This window comes from Halomonas shantousis (assembly GCF_054654615.1).
Genome location: NZ_BAAIER010000002.1, coordinates 1,647,368 through 1,663,806 on the forward strand (window position 1 = coordinate 1,647,368; position 16,439 = coordinate 1,663,806).

14 protein-coding genes are annotated in these 16,439 nt (G+C 64.0%); 4 read left to right on the top strand and 10 right to left on the bottom strand.

Features of this window, described 5'->3' with window-relative positions; all coding sequences use genetic code 11:
- Positions 1-36: 36 nt before the first annotated feature.
- Together mmsB and ACYQ12_RS08030 are read left to right on the top strand one after the other, a co-directional pair.
- Positions 37-927 carry a 3-hydroxyisobutyrate dehydrogenase gene (gene mmsB, locus ACYQ12_RS08025; protein WP_459869944.1) on the top strand — a complete coding sequence of 297 codons (891 nt, stop codon included), beginning with the start codon at positions 37-39 and terminating at the stop codon, positions 925-927.
- Between the two features lie 97 nt (positions 928-1,024).
- On the top strand, positions 1,025-2,176 hold the full coding sequence (locus tag ACYQ12_RS08030; protein WP_459869946.1) for an acyl-CoA dehydrogenase family protein: 1,152 nt from the start codon (positions 1,025-1,027) through the stop codon (positions 2,174-2,176).
- A gap of 75 nt (positions 2,177-2,251) precedes the next feature.
- Here the strand turns inward: ACYQ12_RS08030 and ACYQ12_RS08035 are convergent, their stop codons facing one another.
- The 6 genes from ACYQ12_RS08035 to mntR all read right to left on the bottom strand — a co-directional run bounded on the left by ACYQ12_RS08035 (position 2,252) and on the right by mntR (position 8,826).
- Positions 2,252-3,616: an alpha-amylase family glycosyl hydrolase gene (locus ACYQ12_RS08035; protein WP_459869949.1), complete on the bottom strand. Its 1,365-nt coding sequence runs from the start codon at positions 3,614-3,616 to the stop codon at positions 2,252-2,254.
- Between the two features lie 393 nt (positions 3,617-4,009).
- Positions 4,010-5,170 (bottom strand): metal ABC transporter permease, encoded by a 1,161-nt coding sequence (locus ACYQ12_RS08040; protein WP_459869952.1) that lies wholly within the window; start codon positions 5,168-5,170, stop codon positions 4,010-4,012.
- Entirely contained in the window at positions 5,170-6,318 is a 1,149-nt protein-coding gene (locus ACYQ12_RS08045; protein ID WP_459869955.1) for a metal ABC transporter permease, read from the bottom strand. The genes ACYQ12_RS08040 and ACYQ12_RS08045 overlap by 1 nt, the downstream gene beginning before the upstream one ends.
- Positions 6,315-7,112 carry a metal ABC transporter ATP-binding protein gene (locus ACYQ12_RS08050; protein WP_459869958.1) on the bottom strand — a complete coding sequence of 266 codons (798 nt, stop codon included), beginning with the start codon at positions 7,110-7,112 and terminating at the stop codon, positions 6,315-6,317. The genes ACYQ12_RS08045 and ACYQ12_RS08050 overlap by 4 nt, the downstream gene beginning before the upstream one ends.
- A gap of 100 nt (positions 7,113-7,212) precedes the next feature.
- Positions 7,213-8,184, bottom strand: a complete 972-nt coding sequence (locus ACYQ12_RS08055; RefSeq protein ID WP_459869961.1) for a metal ABC transporter solute-binding protein, Zn/Mn family — start codon at positions 8,182-8,184, stop codon at positions 7,213-7,215.
- Positions 8,185-8,373: 189 nt separating this feature from the next.
- Positions 8,374-8,826 carry a manganese-binding transcriptional regulator MntR gene (mntR, locus tag ACYQ12_RS08060; protein ID WP_459869964.1) on the bottom strand — a complete coding sequence of 151 codons (453 nt, stop codon included), beginning with the start codon at positions 8,824-8,826 and terminating at the stop codon, positions 8,374-8,376.
- A gap of 196 nt (positions 8,827-9,022) precedes the next feature.
- Between mntR and ubiT the strand changes: the two genes are divergently transcribed.
- Positions 9,023-9,499, top strand: a complete 477-nt coding sequence (gene ubiT / locus ACYQ12_RS08065; protein ID WP_459869967.1) for a ubiquinone anaerobic biosynthesis accessory factor UbiT — start codon at positions 9,023-9,025, stop codon at positions 9,497-9,499.
- A gap of 70 nt (positions 9,500-9,569) precedes the next feature.
- Here the strand turns inward: ubiT and ACYQ12_RS08070 are convergent, their stop codons facing one another.
- Positions 9,570-10,466 carry a U32 family peptidase gene (locus ACYQ12_RS08070; RefSeq protein ID WP_459869970.1) on the bottom strand — a complete coding sequence of 299 codons (897 nt, stop codon included), beginning with the start codon at positions 10,464-10,466 and terminating at the stop codon, positions 9,570-9,572.
- Between the two features lie 26 nt (positions 10,467-10,492).
- The gene (gene ubiU, locus ACYQ12_RS08075; RefSeq protein WP_459869973.1) at positions 10,493-11,488 is read right to left on the bottom strand and encodes a ubiquinone anaerobic biosynthesis protein UbiU; all 996 of its coding nucleotides are present in this window, start codon (positions 11,486-11,488) and stop codon (positions 10,493-10,495) included.
- A 160-nt stretch (positions 11,489-11,648) separates the two neighbouring features.
- Between ubiU and trhP the strand changes: the two genes are divergently transcribed.
- Positions 11,649-12,992, top strand: a complete 1,344-nt coding sequence (gene trhP, locus ACYQ12_RS08080; RefSeq protein ID WP_459869976.1) for a prephenate-dependent tRNA uridine(34) hydroxylase TrhP — start codon at positions 11,649-11,651, stop codon at positions 12,990-12,992.
- Positions 12,993-13,041: 49 nt separating this feature from the next.
- Here the strand turns inward: trhP and ACYQ12_RS08085 are convergent, their stop codons facing one another.
- A complete protein-coding gene (locus ACYQ12_RS08085) occupies positions 13,042-13,932 on the bottom strand; it encodes a prenyltransferase (protein WP_459869979.1) in 891 nt (296 codons plus the stop codon).
- Between the two features lie 176 nt (positions 13,933-14,108).
- Entirely contained in the window at positions 14,109-16,403 is a 2,295-nt protein-coding gene (locus tag ACYQ12_RS08090; protein WP_459869982.1) for a heavy metal translocating P-type ATPase, read from the bottom strand.
- Between the last annotated feature and the right edge of the window lie 36 nt (positions 16,404-16,439).

Genomic DNA, 16,439 nt, shown 5'->3' on the forward strand with positions numbered 1-16,439 from the left:
AGACATGCAGCACGACAAGAACAACAGGAGGATGCCATGCATATCGGATTTCTCGGTCTCGGCAACATGGGCGCGCCCATGGCGCACAATCTGCTCGCGGCCGGCCATCGCCTCACCGTCTTCGACGTCAACGAGCGGGCCGTGGCAGGGCTTGCCGAAGCGGGTGCCACGGCGGCCACTTCGGCAGCGGCGCTGGCCGGTCAGGATGTGGAAATGATCATTACCATGCTGCCCGCCGCAGCTCACGTCCGCGATGTCTATCTCGGCGAGGATGGCCTGCTGGTCCACGTGGCAGAGGGCGTGTTGCTGGTCGACTCCTCGACCATCGATCCCATGACCTCCCGCGAAGTGGCCGTGGCCGCAAACCGCCAAGGCAACCCGATGCTCGACGCGCCGGTATCGGGCGGGACCGGCGGAGCCACGGCCGGGACCCTGACATTCATGGTCGGTGGCGAGCCCGAGGACTTCGAGCGCGCGCAACCGATACTCGCCGCGATGGGCAGGAACATCGTGCACTGCGGGGCCGCCGGCAACGGGCAGGTGGCCAAGGTGGCCAACAACATGCTGCTCGGCATCTCCATGATCGGCGTCGCCGAAGCCATGTCACTGGGCGTGGCACTGGGCATGGACCCCGCGGTACTGGCCGGGGTGATCAACACGTCGAGCGGACGCTGCTGGAGTTCCGATACCTACAATCCCTACCCCGGCGTGCTGGAAAACGCACCCGCGTCCAAGGATTATCGTGGCGGCTTCGGCACCGACCTGATGCTCAAGGACCTGGGGCTGGCCAGCGAGGCGGCCAGACAGGTACGCCAGCCGGTGATTCTCGGCGCTCTGGCCGAGCAGCTCTACCGAAACTTCAGTGTCCAGGGGCACGGGCAACTGGACTTCTCCGCGATCATCAAGCAGTACCGCCAGGACGCTTGAATATCCCCGAATCAACCAGAAGCGGTGGCCACACACGGGATCGGCATCAGGAAGTCGCCCGGGGTGATCGTGCGCCGCGGATAGCAGGAGGTGTCCCGTGCATGACATCGAACTGAGCGAAGACCAGCGCATGATTCGCGATCTGGCCCGGGACTTCGCGCGGCGCGAGATCGCGCCGCAGGCCCCGGCGTGGGAGAAGGCCGGCTGGATCGACGATGACATGGTGGCGCAGATGGGCGAACTGGGGCTGCTCGGCATGGTGGTGCCGGAGCAGTGGGGTGGCTCCTACATCGACTACATCGCCTATGCCCTGGCCGTGGAGGAGGTCTCCGCGGCAGATGCGGCGACCGGGACGCTGATGAGTGTCCACAACTCGGTCGGCTGCGGGCCGATATTGAAATACGGCAGCCAGGCGCAGAAGGAGGCCTGGCTGGCCGAGCTGGCCAGCGGTCGAGCCATCGGCTGCTTCTGCCTGACCGAGCCGCAGGCCGGCTCCGAGGCCCACAACCTTCGCACTCGCGCCGAGTTGCGCGACGGCCGGTGGGTGATCAACGGGGCCAAGCAGTTCGTCACCAACGGCAAGCGCGCCAGGCTGGCCATCGTCTTTGCAGTGACCGACCCCGAACTGGGCAAGAAGGGGCTGTCGGCGTTTCTGGTGCCCACCGATACCCCCGGCTTCGTCGTCGATCGCACCGAGCACAAGATGGGCATTCGTGCTTCCGATACCTGCGCGATCGTTCTCGATGACTGCGCCGTTCCCGAAGCCAACCTGCTCGGCGAGCGTGGCAAGGGGCTGGGCATCGCCCTGTCCAACCTCGAGGGCGGACGCATCGGCATCGGGGCCCAGGCGCTGGGGATCGGGCGTGCCGCCTTCGAAGCGGCACTGGGCTATGCCCGTGAGCGAGTCCAGTTCGGCAGGTCGATCAGCGAGCATCCGAGCATCGCCAACATGCTTGCCGACATGCATACCCGGCTGAATGCGGCACGGCTGCTGGTGCTGCATGCCGCACGTCTGCGCAGTGCCGGTGAGCCCTGCCTGTCGGAAGCCTCGCAGGCCAAGCTGTTCGCCTCGGAAGCGGCCGAGTGGGTGTGTTCCAAGGCGATCCAGATTCATGGCGGTTACGGTTTTCTGGAGGATTACCCCGTGGAGCGCTACTACCGTGACGCGCGCATTACTCAGATATATGAAGGCACCAGCGAGATTCAACGCCTACTGATTGCGCGCGAGCTGAGCAATTATGCCCTCTGATGCGTACGCCAGGCGACGCGATCATTCGCCTGCTCGCATGGGCTTAAAAACGGCGGAGACAGGGCGGGCAATTAGTCACGCTCTCAAACTGAGAATGCGCCCGCCATAGGCGGGTAGTGTCTCGATATGCACTTGGCCACCATGAGCTTCGAAGCGTCGCTGCGGCTCCAGCAGGTCGATAAAGACACTGCCATCGGCGACCGGGGCGTCGAGAGTCAGCGCCACCGGTTGCGCTGTCGCATTGACGGCAACCAGCACGCATTCCTCTTCGACTTGGCGTATGAAGCCCAGCTGCTCGTGATGCACTGCGGCCTGGCGATAATCGCCATGGCACAGGGCAGGGCTGGTATGGCGGATATGCGCCAAGCGTGCAATGTAATCGGCAAGCTCCGGATGCGGCGCGTTGTGCCTGACCTCGGGGCTGGGCATCGCGGGCCGTAGCGCAGAATCATTTCCGGCCTGCCGTTCGCCCTGTATGCCCCATTCACTACCGGCATAAATCGAAGGCATGCCGGGGATGCTGAACAGTAACAGGTATAACGGATACAGGTGCTCCGGCTGGCGTAGCGTGCTGGCGATGCGGTCGACATCGTGATTATCAACGAAGTTGTACAAGGGCAGGTGGCGATAGATCCCCTCGGGACCGAATTCACGGTTCAGCGAGTAGGTGATCTCGAAGAAGTTGCGATCGTTAAGGCTCGACCACAGGCCCTTGTAACACTCGTAGTTAGTGGTGGAGTCGAGAGTGTCGGGGTTGGCCCAGCGCCGATAATCGCCGTGTATGGTTTCGCCGATAAGCAGGAAATCCTGGCGCTGCTGACGACAGAAATCGGCCAAGGCACGCAGGAAGTCATCATCGATACTCTCGGCGACATCGAGGCGCAGGCCATCGATATCGAACTCGCGAATCCATTTCGCCACCGCGTCGAATAGATGCTCGCGGACCTCGGGATGATGCAGGTTGAGCTTTACCAGGTCGTAGTGACCGTGCCAACCATCGTACGCGAAGGCATCGCCATCGGGGCTTTCACGATCAAAATCGACGCCGGCGAACCAATCCCGGTAAGGGGAGGCTTGCAGGTGGCGCTGCAGGTCGCGAAAGGGGCCGAAATGGCGTCCGACATGGTGGAAAACGCCATCGAGCAGCACGCGAATACCCTGTTGGTGGAAGGCGGCGACCAGCTCGGCCAAGGTCTGATGGGTGCCCAGGCGGCGGTCGACACGAGTGTAATCGGCGGTGTCATAGCCATGTGCGGTGGATTCGAATACCGGACCGAGGTAGACGGCATTGATGCCAAGGTATTGCAGGTGCTCGATCCAAGCGTTGAGTTGGGCGAGACGAGGCTCGGGGGCGGACGAGAAATCGTTGGTACGCGGCGCGCCACACTGTCCCAGAGGGTAGATGTGGTAGAAGACCGCGTCGGATGTCCAGGTCGGCATTCGTTTCCTCCTACTATAGGAATGGCGCCTTATCCGTCAGGATGGATGATGCCTAAACGGCTGGCAAAGTGACTCAACCGCCTTGGTGAGTAGCGAACACACATCCGCTGGCTCAAGTGGGGTTAGTACGAGTCAGAGTAGCCGAACCTTATCGGCCTCGTTGGCTAAAGGTGTATGACGCCTGTGCACATACTGCTGTCTTGTTCATCTGGCCCCTCCCGGCGTGAAGGTTATCTAATGTTGCTCATTTACAAGAAAGTCGAGTACGTGCAGGCCTTGTGGCCTCAAAAACTCACTTTTAAATCAATGATTTAGTCAAGAAATGTGGCGTTTTTTCGCCATTGTGATGTCTGGCCAAGGCAACATCGGGCCTTGACCGCAACGCTTAGCCGCTTAGCCGTAATGGGCTCGTCGCTGAGAGGGCAGCCCCGCCTTGGCGGGTTCCAGAATCTCCTGTGCCATCGTGCGTCCGCTGGGAGTGAGGCGCAGCAGGCTGCCGTCGCGCACGACCAGTTGCTGATCGAGGCTGCGTAGCACGACCCGGCGTGCACGGGACTCGTCCCAGCGCAGGTGTTCGCAGAGCGCGAGGGTGACGTTCTCCACCCCTTCGGGGTCGTCCTCGTGGTTGTACAGGTGTACCGCCAGCGTCCGGCATTCGTTGACGCGTCGCTGACTCTGGCGGCGTATGGCCTGGGCCACCAGGCCGTAGCGCGGCCCGGCGAGAAAGGCGAGCAGCAGGAAGACACCGGTCATTACCGCCATCATGCCACCGATCGACACGTCCCAGGCCACCGCCAGGTGATAGCCGCTAACGCTCGAGGCGATCGAGATCGCCATGCCATAGAGGAACATCAGCCACAGGCGGTCCGTGAGCAGGTAGGCCGCGGCAGGCGGCACGATGACGAAGGCGACGAAGAGCACGGCGCCGACGGCGTCGAATGCCGCCACGGCCGTGCTGCTGGTGAGCATCAGCAAGCCATAGAACAGCACGCCGGGCGCGAATCCCAGCGCCTTGGCCAGGGCTGCGTCGAAGGTGGCGAGCTTGAGCTCCTTGTAGAACAGCGTGACGAACAGCCCGTTGATCAGCGTCATGACGCCCATCGACAGCAGCGACTGGGGGACGCGGTATTCGCCGAGCGTCACCGTGTCGAGCCACACGAAACCGATCTCGCCAAGCAGCACGGTATGCGTGTCGATGTGCACGTCGCGGGCATAGAGGTTGAGCAGTAGCACCCCGATCGAGAACAGCACCGGAAAGACCAGGCCGATGGCGGCGTCCTTCTTGACGCGTTGCGTGTTGACCAGCAGCTCGGTGAGAAAGACGGTGAAGATGCCGGTCAGGGCCGCACCGACGATCTGGATTGGGCCGCTCTGCTGATGGGTGATCAGCCAGACGATGACGATACCGAAGACGATCGAGTGGCCGATGGCATCCGACAGCATGCTGGTGCCGCGCAATACCAGAAAGGTGCCCACCAGGGTCGATGCGATGCCCACCAGGGCGCCGACCAGCATGATCATCAGCGGTACGTTATCAAACAAGGCAGCCAGCATCAGGTGTCCCCCCGGCCCAGTGTGTCCAGGATCCGCTCGGCTTCGCTGATCCCCGACGGTGTCAGGGCCCAGTACGCCCCGCTGCCCGGCTCGCCGGGCGGTGAGGAGCGCAACTCGACGAGGCCGCGGCGAGCGAGCTTCGCCAGTGCCGTTTGGGTGCCCACGCCATGATAGGTGTCCACCATGCCCTGCTCGGAGCGGTAAGCGGGGTCGCCGTGTCGGGCGGCGAGCTGGTAGAGCGTGGTCAGTACCTGCTGGTAACGCAGGCGCCGCCGGCCGCGCCACAGGCGTATGGCCTCCCACACGAAGCCACGGCCCGGGGCGAACAGCAGCGAGAAGATCACCACGCTGGAAACGCTGAGGATGATCAGCGGCCCGGTCGCCAGGCCGCGTGCCAGGGCGCTGAGCAGGGCGCCGCACACGCCCGAAGCCACGCCGATCAGGGCGGCGAGCGTCACCATGCCCTCGAGCCGGCGACTCCACTGACGGGCGGCCACCGCCGGCGCGATGATCATCGCCGCCATCAGGACGACGCCGACCATCTGCAGCCCCACGACCACGGCCAGGGCAATCATCACCGTCAGCACCACTTCCAGCCACACCACCGGCAGGCCGAGCGAGGTGGCGAATCCGGGATCGAAGGAGACCAGCTTGAACTCCTTCCACAGCATCGCCACCAGTAGCAGAGCGGCGGCCGTGATGCCGCCCATGATCCATAGATCGCTGCGCAGCGTGGCCGCCGCCTGGCCGAAGAGGAAGGAGTCGAGCCCGCCTTGCGCTGCATTGTTCATGCCCTGGATATAGGTCAGCAGGACCACGCCGAGGGCGAAGAAGGTGCTCAGGGTGATGCCCAGCCCGGCATCGGTCTTGAGGCGGCTGTTGCGCGTCAGCATCAGCATTACCAGAGCGGCCAGCGCACCGGTGACCAGCGCGCCGAGCAGGATGCTACCCATGTGACGAGTGCCGGAGAGGATGAAGCCCAGGCAGACACCGGGCAACGCTGCGTGGGACAGGGTGTCGCCGAGCAGGCTCTGCTTGCGAAGTACCGCAAAGCTGCCGAGCACGCCACTGATCAGGCCCAGCAGGGCTGCGCCGATGATCACGTTCTGGATCGTGTAGTCCTGAAGCAGGTCGAGGATATCCATCATGGCTTTTCGATCACGTCGACCGTGTCGTCACGGGGCAGTAGAGCGGAATCCTCGAGCAGGGCAATCTGTCCGCCGTAGGCCTTGCGTAGGTTGGCGGCAGTATAGACGTCACGCACCGTACCTTGGGCGATGACCCGCACGTTGAGAATCAGTAGCCAGTCGAAGTAGCTGCGTACCGTCTGCAGGTCATGGTGCACGACGATGACCGTCTTGCCGGCGTCGCGAAGCCGGCGCAGGATCTCGACAATGGCACGTTCGGTAGTGGCGTCGACGCCAGCCATGGGCTCGTCGAGGAAATAGACGTCGGCTTGCTGCACCAGGGCGCGGGCCAGGAAGACCCGTTGCTGCTGGCCGCCGGAAAGCTGGCTGATCTGGCGCTGGGCGAAGTCCTGCATGCCGACCAGTTCCAGTGCCTGCATGGCTTCGCGTCGTTCGCGCCGTCCCGGGCGTCTCAGCCATCCCAGGTGGCCATAGAGCCCCATGGTGACCACATCCAGCGCGGTGGTCGGGAAATCCCAGTCGACGCTGGAGCGCTGGGGCACGTAGCCCACCCGTCGCCGCTGGGCCCGGTAGGGGCGCCCGAATAGCGTGACGTGGCCCGCTACGGTAGGCACCAGGCCGAGAATGCTCTTGATCAGGGTGCTCTTGCCGGCACCGTTGGGACCGACGATCGCCGCCATCACGCCGGGTGGTACGTCGAAATCGATATCCCACAACACCGGCTTGCTCTGATAGCTGACGGTCAGATCCTCGACGTGCAGGGCAAGATTCGGCTCGTGCAGAGACGTGGTCATGATTGGCGCTTCCGTGGGTTGCGTGGATGGCAGAGCAGGCTCGGCGGGTCTGTCGTGGGCGGCGCGCATCTGCCGTCGCACTCCGACAGGGGGCATCCCGCTATGAGGCGATCTCCCACCGCTCGGCCCAGTCAGCCAGCGCATCGGGCAGGGCCGGCAGCTCGCCACCGAGCGCCTCGACGATATGGCGTGTGTTGAAGTAGATCATGCCAATGTAGGTGCCGTCAGCGGTGCCCGCCTCTCCCATGGCATCCGAGAAGAGCTGGCCGCCGATGACGATCTCCTGACCTTGCTTGCGAGCGGCCTCTATCACTGCCTGGACGGTGCGCGGATTGATCGTGCTCTCGACGAAGACGGCCGGCACATGGCGCCGGGTGACGATGTCGGTCATCTCGCGAATATCGGCGACGCCGGTCTCGGTCTGGGTGCTGATGCCTTGAATACCCGCCACTTCGATATCGTAGGCCCGGCCATAATAGTTGAAGGCGTCGTGTGCCGTGACCAGTATCCGCTGGGTGTCGGGAATCGTGGCGATGCTGTCGGCCACCCAGGCGTGAAGCGCCTGCAGTTGAGCAGCGTAGCGTTCGGCATTGGCGTGAATCGGTTGCGTACAGTCGGGACGCTGCTCGCTCAGCGTGTCGGCGATAATGGGCAGGGTCTGCGCCCATAGGCTGACGTCCATCCACACATGGGGGTCGATGCCATAAGCATCCTGCACGGTGATGAGGCGGTCCGGGGCGATCGCCGCGGAGGCGACTGCAACCGTGGGTGTGATATCGGCAAATCTTTCCAGTACGTCCCCGAGCTGGCCTTCCAGGGAGTAGCCGGAATAGAAGATGACGTCGGCGCGCTGGAAGGTTCTCACATCCTGGGCGCTGGCCTGGTAGAGGTGCGGATCGACTCCGGGTCCCATGAGTGCCGTGACGTCCACGCAGTCGCCACCGACGTGTGCGACGAGATCGCCAACCATGCCGGTGGTGACGACAACGTCGAGGGGAGGCTGCTGTGCGTGAGCGGGAGCGGCCCCGGCCAGCGGTATCACAAGACCCAATGCGGTCAACCAGGCTTTCATGCTGCGCTTCCTCATGACAGGGCGGGGACGGAGTCACTCTCGGCGAGACGTTCATGTATAGCATTAGCTATACATTGGCGCAAAATTAGCAGAAGCGCTTCGCCTGTCAAGCGCAACTGGACCATGCTGGCGGGTGGAAACAGGGCGAGAGGAGAGTATTGCCGTCTGGCCCAGGGGAGGGAGCGTGCGCTAGCTCTCCTCCAGGTAGCGCTCGAAGGCAGTGAGGGTTTCGCCGCTGACATGGTGTTCGATGCCTTCGGCATCTATGCGGGCGGTTTCGGCACTGACGCCGAGCTTGCACAGAAATGCCTCGACGATCTGATGCCGGCGTCGACTCATGGTGGCAAGCTGCTCGCCTTCTTCGGTCAGACGGACGCCGCGGTAAGGGCGCTTGACGATGAATCCCTCCTCGGCAAGGCGCTTGAGCATCTTGGCTACGGTGGGCTGTGCCACGCCCAGGCGGCGTGCGATATCGGTCTGCCGAGCTTCGCCAGCATCGCCGATCAGATCGGCAATGAGCTCGACGTAATCCTCGATCAGCTCGGTACGGCGTGCATCGCGCGCCTTGCGGAACCCTTCCACGTGACTTTCGGCTTCTATCAACGATTCACGGCTGGCGGCGCTTCGGGATGTCGGATTCATTCGCGGGCAATAACCTTCAGCTGCAGCAGGATAGTGATAACCCATCATGCCTATAGGAAAAAACATTGCAACAAGGTGTGACGTTGTATCGGCGGTTCCAATGCGGGCTGACTTGATACGTATCAGGTGTCGGTTCGGGGGCTCGGTCTAGCATGGCAGGCATTTCGTTCAAGTACCGTTCATCAGGAGTTGCTTTATGTTCCCCGCCACCTTGCCTCGCCCGCCGGCTCCCGCTCGCCTGCTCGGCACGCTCGATTCGCTCCTGCCGGCAACCGTCAAGCGCCAGTTGGTCGAGCCACTGCTTAACCGCGTCTTTGCCGAGCCCTTGGCGGAGGGCGAGTTCGACGCACTGGAGGGACGGCGCATCGCGCTGTGCATCGAGGATCTGGACATGTCTCTGACGCTGGGCATGCAGGCGCGCCGCCTGACGATGCTCGATGCGAAAGGGGAATCGGTCATCCGCGGCGGCTGGCGCGAATTCCTGTGCCTGGCCACGCGCAAGGAGGATCCGGACAGTCTGTTCTTTCAGCGCCGCCTGGTGATCGAAGGCGATACCGAACTGGGACTGATGGTCAAGAATCTTCTCGACAGCCGCGAGGAGGGGGTGATTCCCGCTCAACTGGGAGAGTGGCTCTATCGTCTCGAGGCGCTCTCCCGCCGCGAGTCTCGATAGTCACGGCCGGGCCTGCGCTGACGCAGCGGACCGGCGGCAACAGCGAGACCGCCGGAACCCGCAGCGAGAATCATGCCGGTGGCTGGGTCAGGGCCATGCCGGGGCGGCCGTGCCAGTAGCCATCGCAGACTTCGACATCCACCAGGGCCAGCGGGTCGCGGGGCAGTGGCTCTCCCCGGCGGGCGCGGTCGAATGCCGTTACCACTTCAGTCATGTCCAGGGCGGTGGGGCTCAGGCGCACTGCAGCCACGCCCATTTCACGCATGGCGGGGATCTCATGACGTAGGTCCTGGCAGGCCCCCGAAAGCGTCTGGATACCATTCAGCGTGAAGACCTCGCGGGATTCCTGGGAGCGTAGCGGCAGCCCCTGAGGATATTGCTGGCAGACGAACTGGCAGCGATCCTTGGGCTTGTCGTGGCGCCGGGCCGTGAAACAGCGTGCCGACCAGGCCAGAGGCAAATGCCCGTAGGCGAACACTTCGCAGGGTAGCGCCAGGTCGCGCTCGCGGCAGCTCTCGAGCAGCGCAGTCAGGGCCTGACGGGACATTTCCACCGGTGCCTGCCAGCGTTGCAGGCCGGCAGCGGCCAGCACGGCAAGCGTGGCCGGGTTATAGAGATTGAGCGACGCGCCGCCGACGAACGGCAGCCCCGCCCGGGACAGCAGTTGCAGTGCGCTCTGATCGTTGGCTTCGACCAGAAACTCGCCGTTGGCGCAGAGCCTGCGCAGGCCACGCAGGTCCGCCTCGGATTCGATCAGGGTCTGCGACGACAGCACCACCTGCTTGCCGTGCTGGCTCAGCTCACGGCCGATATCCAGCCAATCGTCCAGCTTCATGTCGCGCCTTCGGGAACAGACCGTCTCGCCCAGATAGACGATATCGACCGGCCAGTTAGCGACGTCGCGGTAGAAATCGGCGAGACGTTCACGCGTCCAGTAGAACAGCACCGGGCCCAGGGAAAGTTGCATGTTGCCTCCTGCTCTGTCGTATCGGGTCATTTCCAGCGACGTTCGTAGGCGCCCAATGTCGTGGTGGTGCCTTCGGAGAGCTCACCGAGTCCCGTCATCCAGGCCGGGGCGGGGCGAAAGCTCTCAGGGTCGCGTTCGAGAGTATCCAGCGCTTGTCGCCAGATGCCGGCCACCCTGGCCACGTAAGCCGGACTGCGCTGGCGGCCTTCGATCTTTACCGCGCGGATGCCCAGCGCTCTGAGCTCGGGAAGCAGGTCCAGAGTATTGAGGCTGGTGGGTTCCTCAATGGCGTGGTAGGTCTCGCCATCGACTTCGAAGCGCCCCTTGCACAGCGTGGGATAGCCGGCGCGTTCGTCCGCGGCGTAGCGATCGATCAAGACACCGCCCAGGCGCGATTCCAGGCCCTTGGGAGTCTCTTCCCAGCGTACGTGGGCGGCCGGCGAGCACACGCCGCGCGTGTTGGGCGATTCGCCGGTCAGGTAGGAAGAGAGGTAACAGCGTCCCTCGGCCATGATGCACAAGCTGCCGAAAGCGAACACTTCCAGCTCCACCGGACTCTGGCGGGCCAGATCGCGCACCTGGGTGAGCGACAGCACTCGCGGCAGTACGGCACGCACGATGCCGAAATGCTCGTGATAGAAGCGCAGCGCCTCATGGCTGGTGGCCGAGCCCTGCACCGACAGGTGCCGTGGCAGGTCGGGGTGGCGGCGGGCGGCGTAATCGAGCAGCCCCATGTCGGCCAGGATCAGTGCGTCGACACCGAACTCCGCGGCCTGATCCACCGCACGCGTCCACTGCTCCCAGCCATCCGGCTGGGGATAGGTGTTGATGGCACAGAACACGCGCCTGCCTCGCGAATGGGCGTAGGTCACGCCTTCCCGGGCGCGCTTGTCGCTGAAGTTGAGTCCGGCGAACTGGCGGGCATTGGTGGCATTCTGGAAACCGAAGTAGACGGCGTCGGCTCCTTCGTCCACGGCGCGTTTCAGAGCGGGCAGGTTGCCTGCCGGACAGACGAGTTCCATGGGCTGTCTCCTGACTGAAAGACCGACCATGCTAGTCGACTATTTTCGGACTCCCCTTGATGCGGATCATGGCCGTACCGTTTTTGCGCCTCTCGAACTGGGCGCGGGAAAAGGCCAAGGGCATCATGCCGCTGCCCATCATCATCATGAGGAATCCGCCATGCCGCAGGCCCCCGAACTGCTGTCGCCCGCCGGGACGTTCAAGAACATGCGTTACGCCTTCGCCTATGGCGCGGATGCCGTCTATGCCGGACAGCCCCGCTATTCGCTGCGGGTTCGCAACAACGATTTCAGCCTCGATAATCTGCACCGCGGCATCGCTTACGCCCATGAGCGGGGCAAGGCGTTCTACCTCGCCTCGAACATCGTGGCGCACAACAGCAAACTCGGGACCTATCTGCGCGATATAGCGCCGATCGTCGAGGCGGGACCGGATGCGCTGATCATGTCGGATCCCGGGTTGATCATGATGGTCCGCGAGCGCTGGCCGGAGCAGACGATCCACCTGTCGGTGCAGGCCAATGTGGTCAATCACGCCGCCGCGCGTTTCTGGCAGCGCCAGGGCATCCGCCGCATCATCCTGTCGCGGGAGCTGTCGCTGGAGGAGATCGCCGAGATACGTCAGGAGTGTCCGGATCTGGAGATCGAGACGTTCGTCCACGGTGCCTTGTGCATCGCCTACTCGGGGCGCTGCCTGCTGTCGGGATACTTCAATCATCGTGACCCCAATCAGGGCACCTGCACCAACGCCTGCCGCTGGCAGTACAACACCATCGCATCGACTACCGACGAGACCGGGGACCTGATGCCGGTCGATGTGGGGGCCGACAGGAAAAGCGTCATGGCTGGCGAGGCGACAGGGCAGGAGGAACGCTCGGCACTGATCGAGGAGGCTTCGCGTCCTGGCGAGCATCTGCCGATCCACGAGGATGAGCACGGCACCTATATCATGAATTCCAAGGACCTGCGCGCCGTGCAGCATGTGGCGCGGCTGACCGAAATGGGCGTGGCTTCGCTGAAGATCGAGGGGCGCACCAAGTCGCCCTATTACGTAGCACGCACCGCCCAGGTCTATCGGCGGGCCATCGACGATGCCGTGGCGGGGCGCCCCTTCGACATGCGACTCATGGATGAGCTCGATAACCTGGCCAACCGGGGATACACGGAAGGCTTCTATCGCCGCCACGTGCATGACGAGTATCAGAACTACGAGCGTGGTCACTCCATCGGGGTGCACCAGCAGTTCGTCGGCGAGGCGCTCGGCTACGATGCCGACCGCGGCTGGCTGGAGGTCGATGTCAAGAACCGCTTCGCCGTGGGTGAGACGCTGGAGCTGATGCTGCCGGGCGGCAATCGACGCTTCGTCCTCGAGTCGCTGGAAAGCTCGCGCGGCGAGCGGATCGATGTAGCGCCTGGCTCGGGGCATGTGGTGCGGCTGCGTGTGCCGGGAGCCGTCATCGACCCGGCTCGGGCCGAGTATGCCCTGCTGATGCGCGACCTGTAGCCAACCCCGGTGCGCAGACAACGCCCGGCGCAGGAACTAGAGCCGCACGTTACCCCAGCAGCAGGGCCAGACCGAGCAGCAGCAGGGTGCCCAGCAGCGTGGCGACATTCAGACCGAGCACGGGCAACAGATATCGAGGCCCCTCGTCGGCGTGGCGCAGTTGCCAGGCGACCCGCAAGGCCGCCGGCAGAGGCAGCAGGGCGATGAGCGCTGCCAGCGGAAAGATGCCGGTAATGCTTGCCGCTGCCACACCCAGGTAGGCGCCGATCAGCAATCCCGAGGCGATGCGCGCGCAGGCCGGAATACCCAGCACGATGGGCAGGTGCCGGCGCCCGATGCGGCGGTCGGCATCGATATCGGGGAACTGATTGACCAACAGCAGTTCGCTGGTCAGGGCCATGGCAACCAGCGAGGCGAAAACCGCCGTGGCATCGAGTTGCCCACCGAGGGCGAGCGTGGTGCCCAGCACCATGACAGGGCCGAATCCCAGGCCTGGCGCAATCAGGCACAGGAATGGGGAGCGGGTGAGCCAGCGCGTGTAGGTAACCACGAGTATCAGCCCTGCCAGGCCGATCACCAGCAGGGCGAACCCGCCCGTCCAGAGGAAGCGGATGCCGATGAGGACGGTGGCGGCCAGCATCGTCAGCCCGGCGAACCCGACCCCGCGTGCGGCGCCGGGAGTCGCGGGCAGTGCCCCGCTTCCGCCCGAGAAGGGCGTGCGTCTCGTCATCAGGTCGAGTCCCGAACGGAAGTCGTCATACTCGTTGAGCAGGTTGACGGCGGCGTGCGCGCACAGGGCGCCCAGCACGATCAGGGCGATGTCGGCCGGCGATACGACGAGCTGCCGCGTGGTGACAGCGATGCCCAGCAGCACGCACAAGGGTGCCAACAGCAGAAAGTTGGGGCGTGTCGAGCGTGTTACGGTTGTGATGGCATGCATGACGTCAATCGCTTCTTGGCTACGCTCTGTCTGAAAAATGTCTGCGCTCACTCATGCAGCGTTAAAAATCAGCTCAAATGCTCATTTACACCACGTAAACCCGAATGCGGGCCCAGTCCGTTTATCGCTGATTTTTGCCTTGCCTGCGTATCGCTCGCCGGTTTTTCAGACAGAACTTAGGGTTTGAGCGAGGGACACTGTGCGCGCGGGGCCGGCGCATCGGCTCGGCTATTCTGCGCTAGCGAACCATCCTGCGGAAGATAGAGACGGGCGGCATTGGCCAGCACGCTGACGGAACTGACGGTCATGGCGGTGGCGGCGATCACCGGGGGAATCGGCATCCAGATCGCCAGGCCGAGCGCCAGTAGATTGTAGACGATGGAAAATCCCAGGTTCTGGCGCATCAGTCGATAGGCTCGACGGGCCAGACGGTGAGCTTCCCAAGCCTGCCCGATGCCGGGCGTCATCAGCGAGACGGCCGCCATGTCCCGCGCCTGACGGGTGGCGCCGGCAACGCTGATGCCCGTCGTGGCGGTGGCCAGTGCCAGGGTGTCGTTGATGCCGTCGCCGACGAATACCGATGGACGGGGCAGGGTGTCGACCAGGCGCGCCTTGGCATCGGGCGTCAGGGCAGCGAAGCATTCACTGTCGCGAAATCCCGCGCGACGGCCGACGGCATGGACATTGTCGGCCTGGTCACCGCTCAACAGGGCCAGGACGAAGGAGGCCCGACGGAAATGGCGAAGTGTATCGGCAGTGGCCGTCGCCAGCGTTTCGTCCAGGGCCAGAACTCCCAGCCACTGGGTTCCTCGGGCCACGCCCACCAGCTTGCCCGACATGGCCGAGATATCCTGCGGCTGTGCGCCGTGTTCGGCCAACCAGGCTGGCGAGCCGACGCGAATGCAGCCATCCGCCAGATGCATTTCCACACCCTGCCCTGGATGATGGGTGGTGTCGACGTCTTCGGCCAGGGTCAGGCCGCGATCGATGGCGTGGCTGCGCAGCGTCTGGGCGACGGGATGCATGATGCCCTTTTCCGCCTCGGCGGCCAGACGCAGCAACTCGTCGGCATCGATATCCGCCGCGGTGAGGATGTCGCGGATGCCGAGCCGGCCGACAGTCAGGGTGCCCGTCTTGTCGAAGGCGATGCTGCGGGCCTTGGCCAGTGTCTCGAAGGCTGCCAGGTCCCGGAACACGATGCCGCGGCGCAGACCGGAGGCACTGGCTGCCTGCGTCACCACCGGAATGGCCAGCCCCACGGCACAGGGACAGGCGACGATCAGCACCGACAGCGCCCAGGCGAAGGCAGCCTCGAGTCCGACACCACGCATCAGCGTGACGGCAAAGGTCAGCAGCGCCAGGCCCAGTGCCACGGAGGGCAGCCAGCGGGCGAACACGTCGGAAAGCTTCTGGAACTCGCCCTTGCGGGCGTGCAGTTCAAGCATCTTGTGACGCAGGGTGTCGATGTAGCGCTTGCCGAAGGGCGCTTCGACGATCAGCGAAAATGACGGTCCCGCGTTGACGCAGCCTGCCTCGAGCGCGTCGCCACGGGTCAGAATGACCGGCGTGTTCTCGCCGGTGAGCACGGCACGGTCGATCAGGGCATGAGCATTGACCAGAATACCGTCGAAAGGGACGGCCTCGTGCTCTTCCACCGCTACACGAGCCCCGGGCGGGACCTGATCGACCGACAGCTGACACCAGGCATTCTCCTGCCAGACGCGGACGGTTTCGGGAGTCAGGTCGTCCAGTGCGGCCAGCGCCTCGAGACCGTCCTGGCGGCTGTACATTTCCACCAGACGGCCTACCAGCAGAAGGGTGATCAGCATCACGGCGGTATCGACGTAGACGTCAGCCGAGCCGCGCCACAGGTGCCAGAGGGAAAACAGCACGGCGCTCAGCACGCCCAGGCTGACCAGCACGTCCATGCCCGGCCGGCCGGCACGTAGCGTGCGCCAGGCGGCACGATAGAAGGGCAGGCCGGCATAGCTCACCACCGGCAGGGCGAGAACGCTTGCCACGATGGCGATCACCCAGTCGACACGTGCACCCAGGCCATAGTTGAAGTACAGCAGTGCCGAGGCCATGACCGTCCACATGCCGAACGCCACGCTGACGACAAGACGCGTGACAAGTGCACGTTTCTCCCGCGCCAGGCGGGCACGGCCGGCTGTCGCGCTGGGCGAGGAGGACAGGACATACCCGAGCCGGTCGACACGGGCACTCAAGGCGTCGAAATCGGTCCGCTCGGGATTCCATTGCACGAATGCCGTGCCGGAGACGAAGTTGACGCTGGCCTGTTCGACGCCGGCCTGACGCTCGAGATAGTGCTCGATGGCGAATGCGCAGCTGCTGCACCACATGCCATGCACGGCAAAGACGCCTTCCCGTGTCGGGGGGCCGGGAGATGCCGCCGCTGCCGTGGAGGCTTGCGAGTGGCCAGTATGTGAATCTGCCAGGGGTAGGGGCATCGTGTTCCGTCGATGGAGTATCCAGATTGAGCGTAG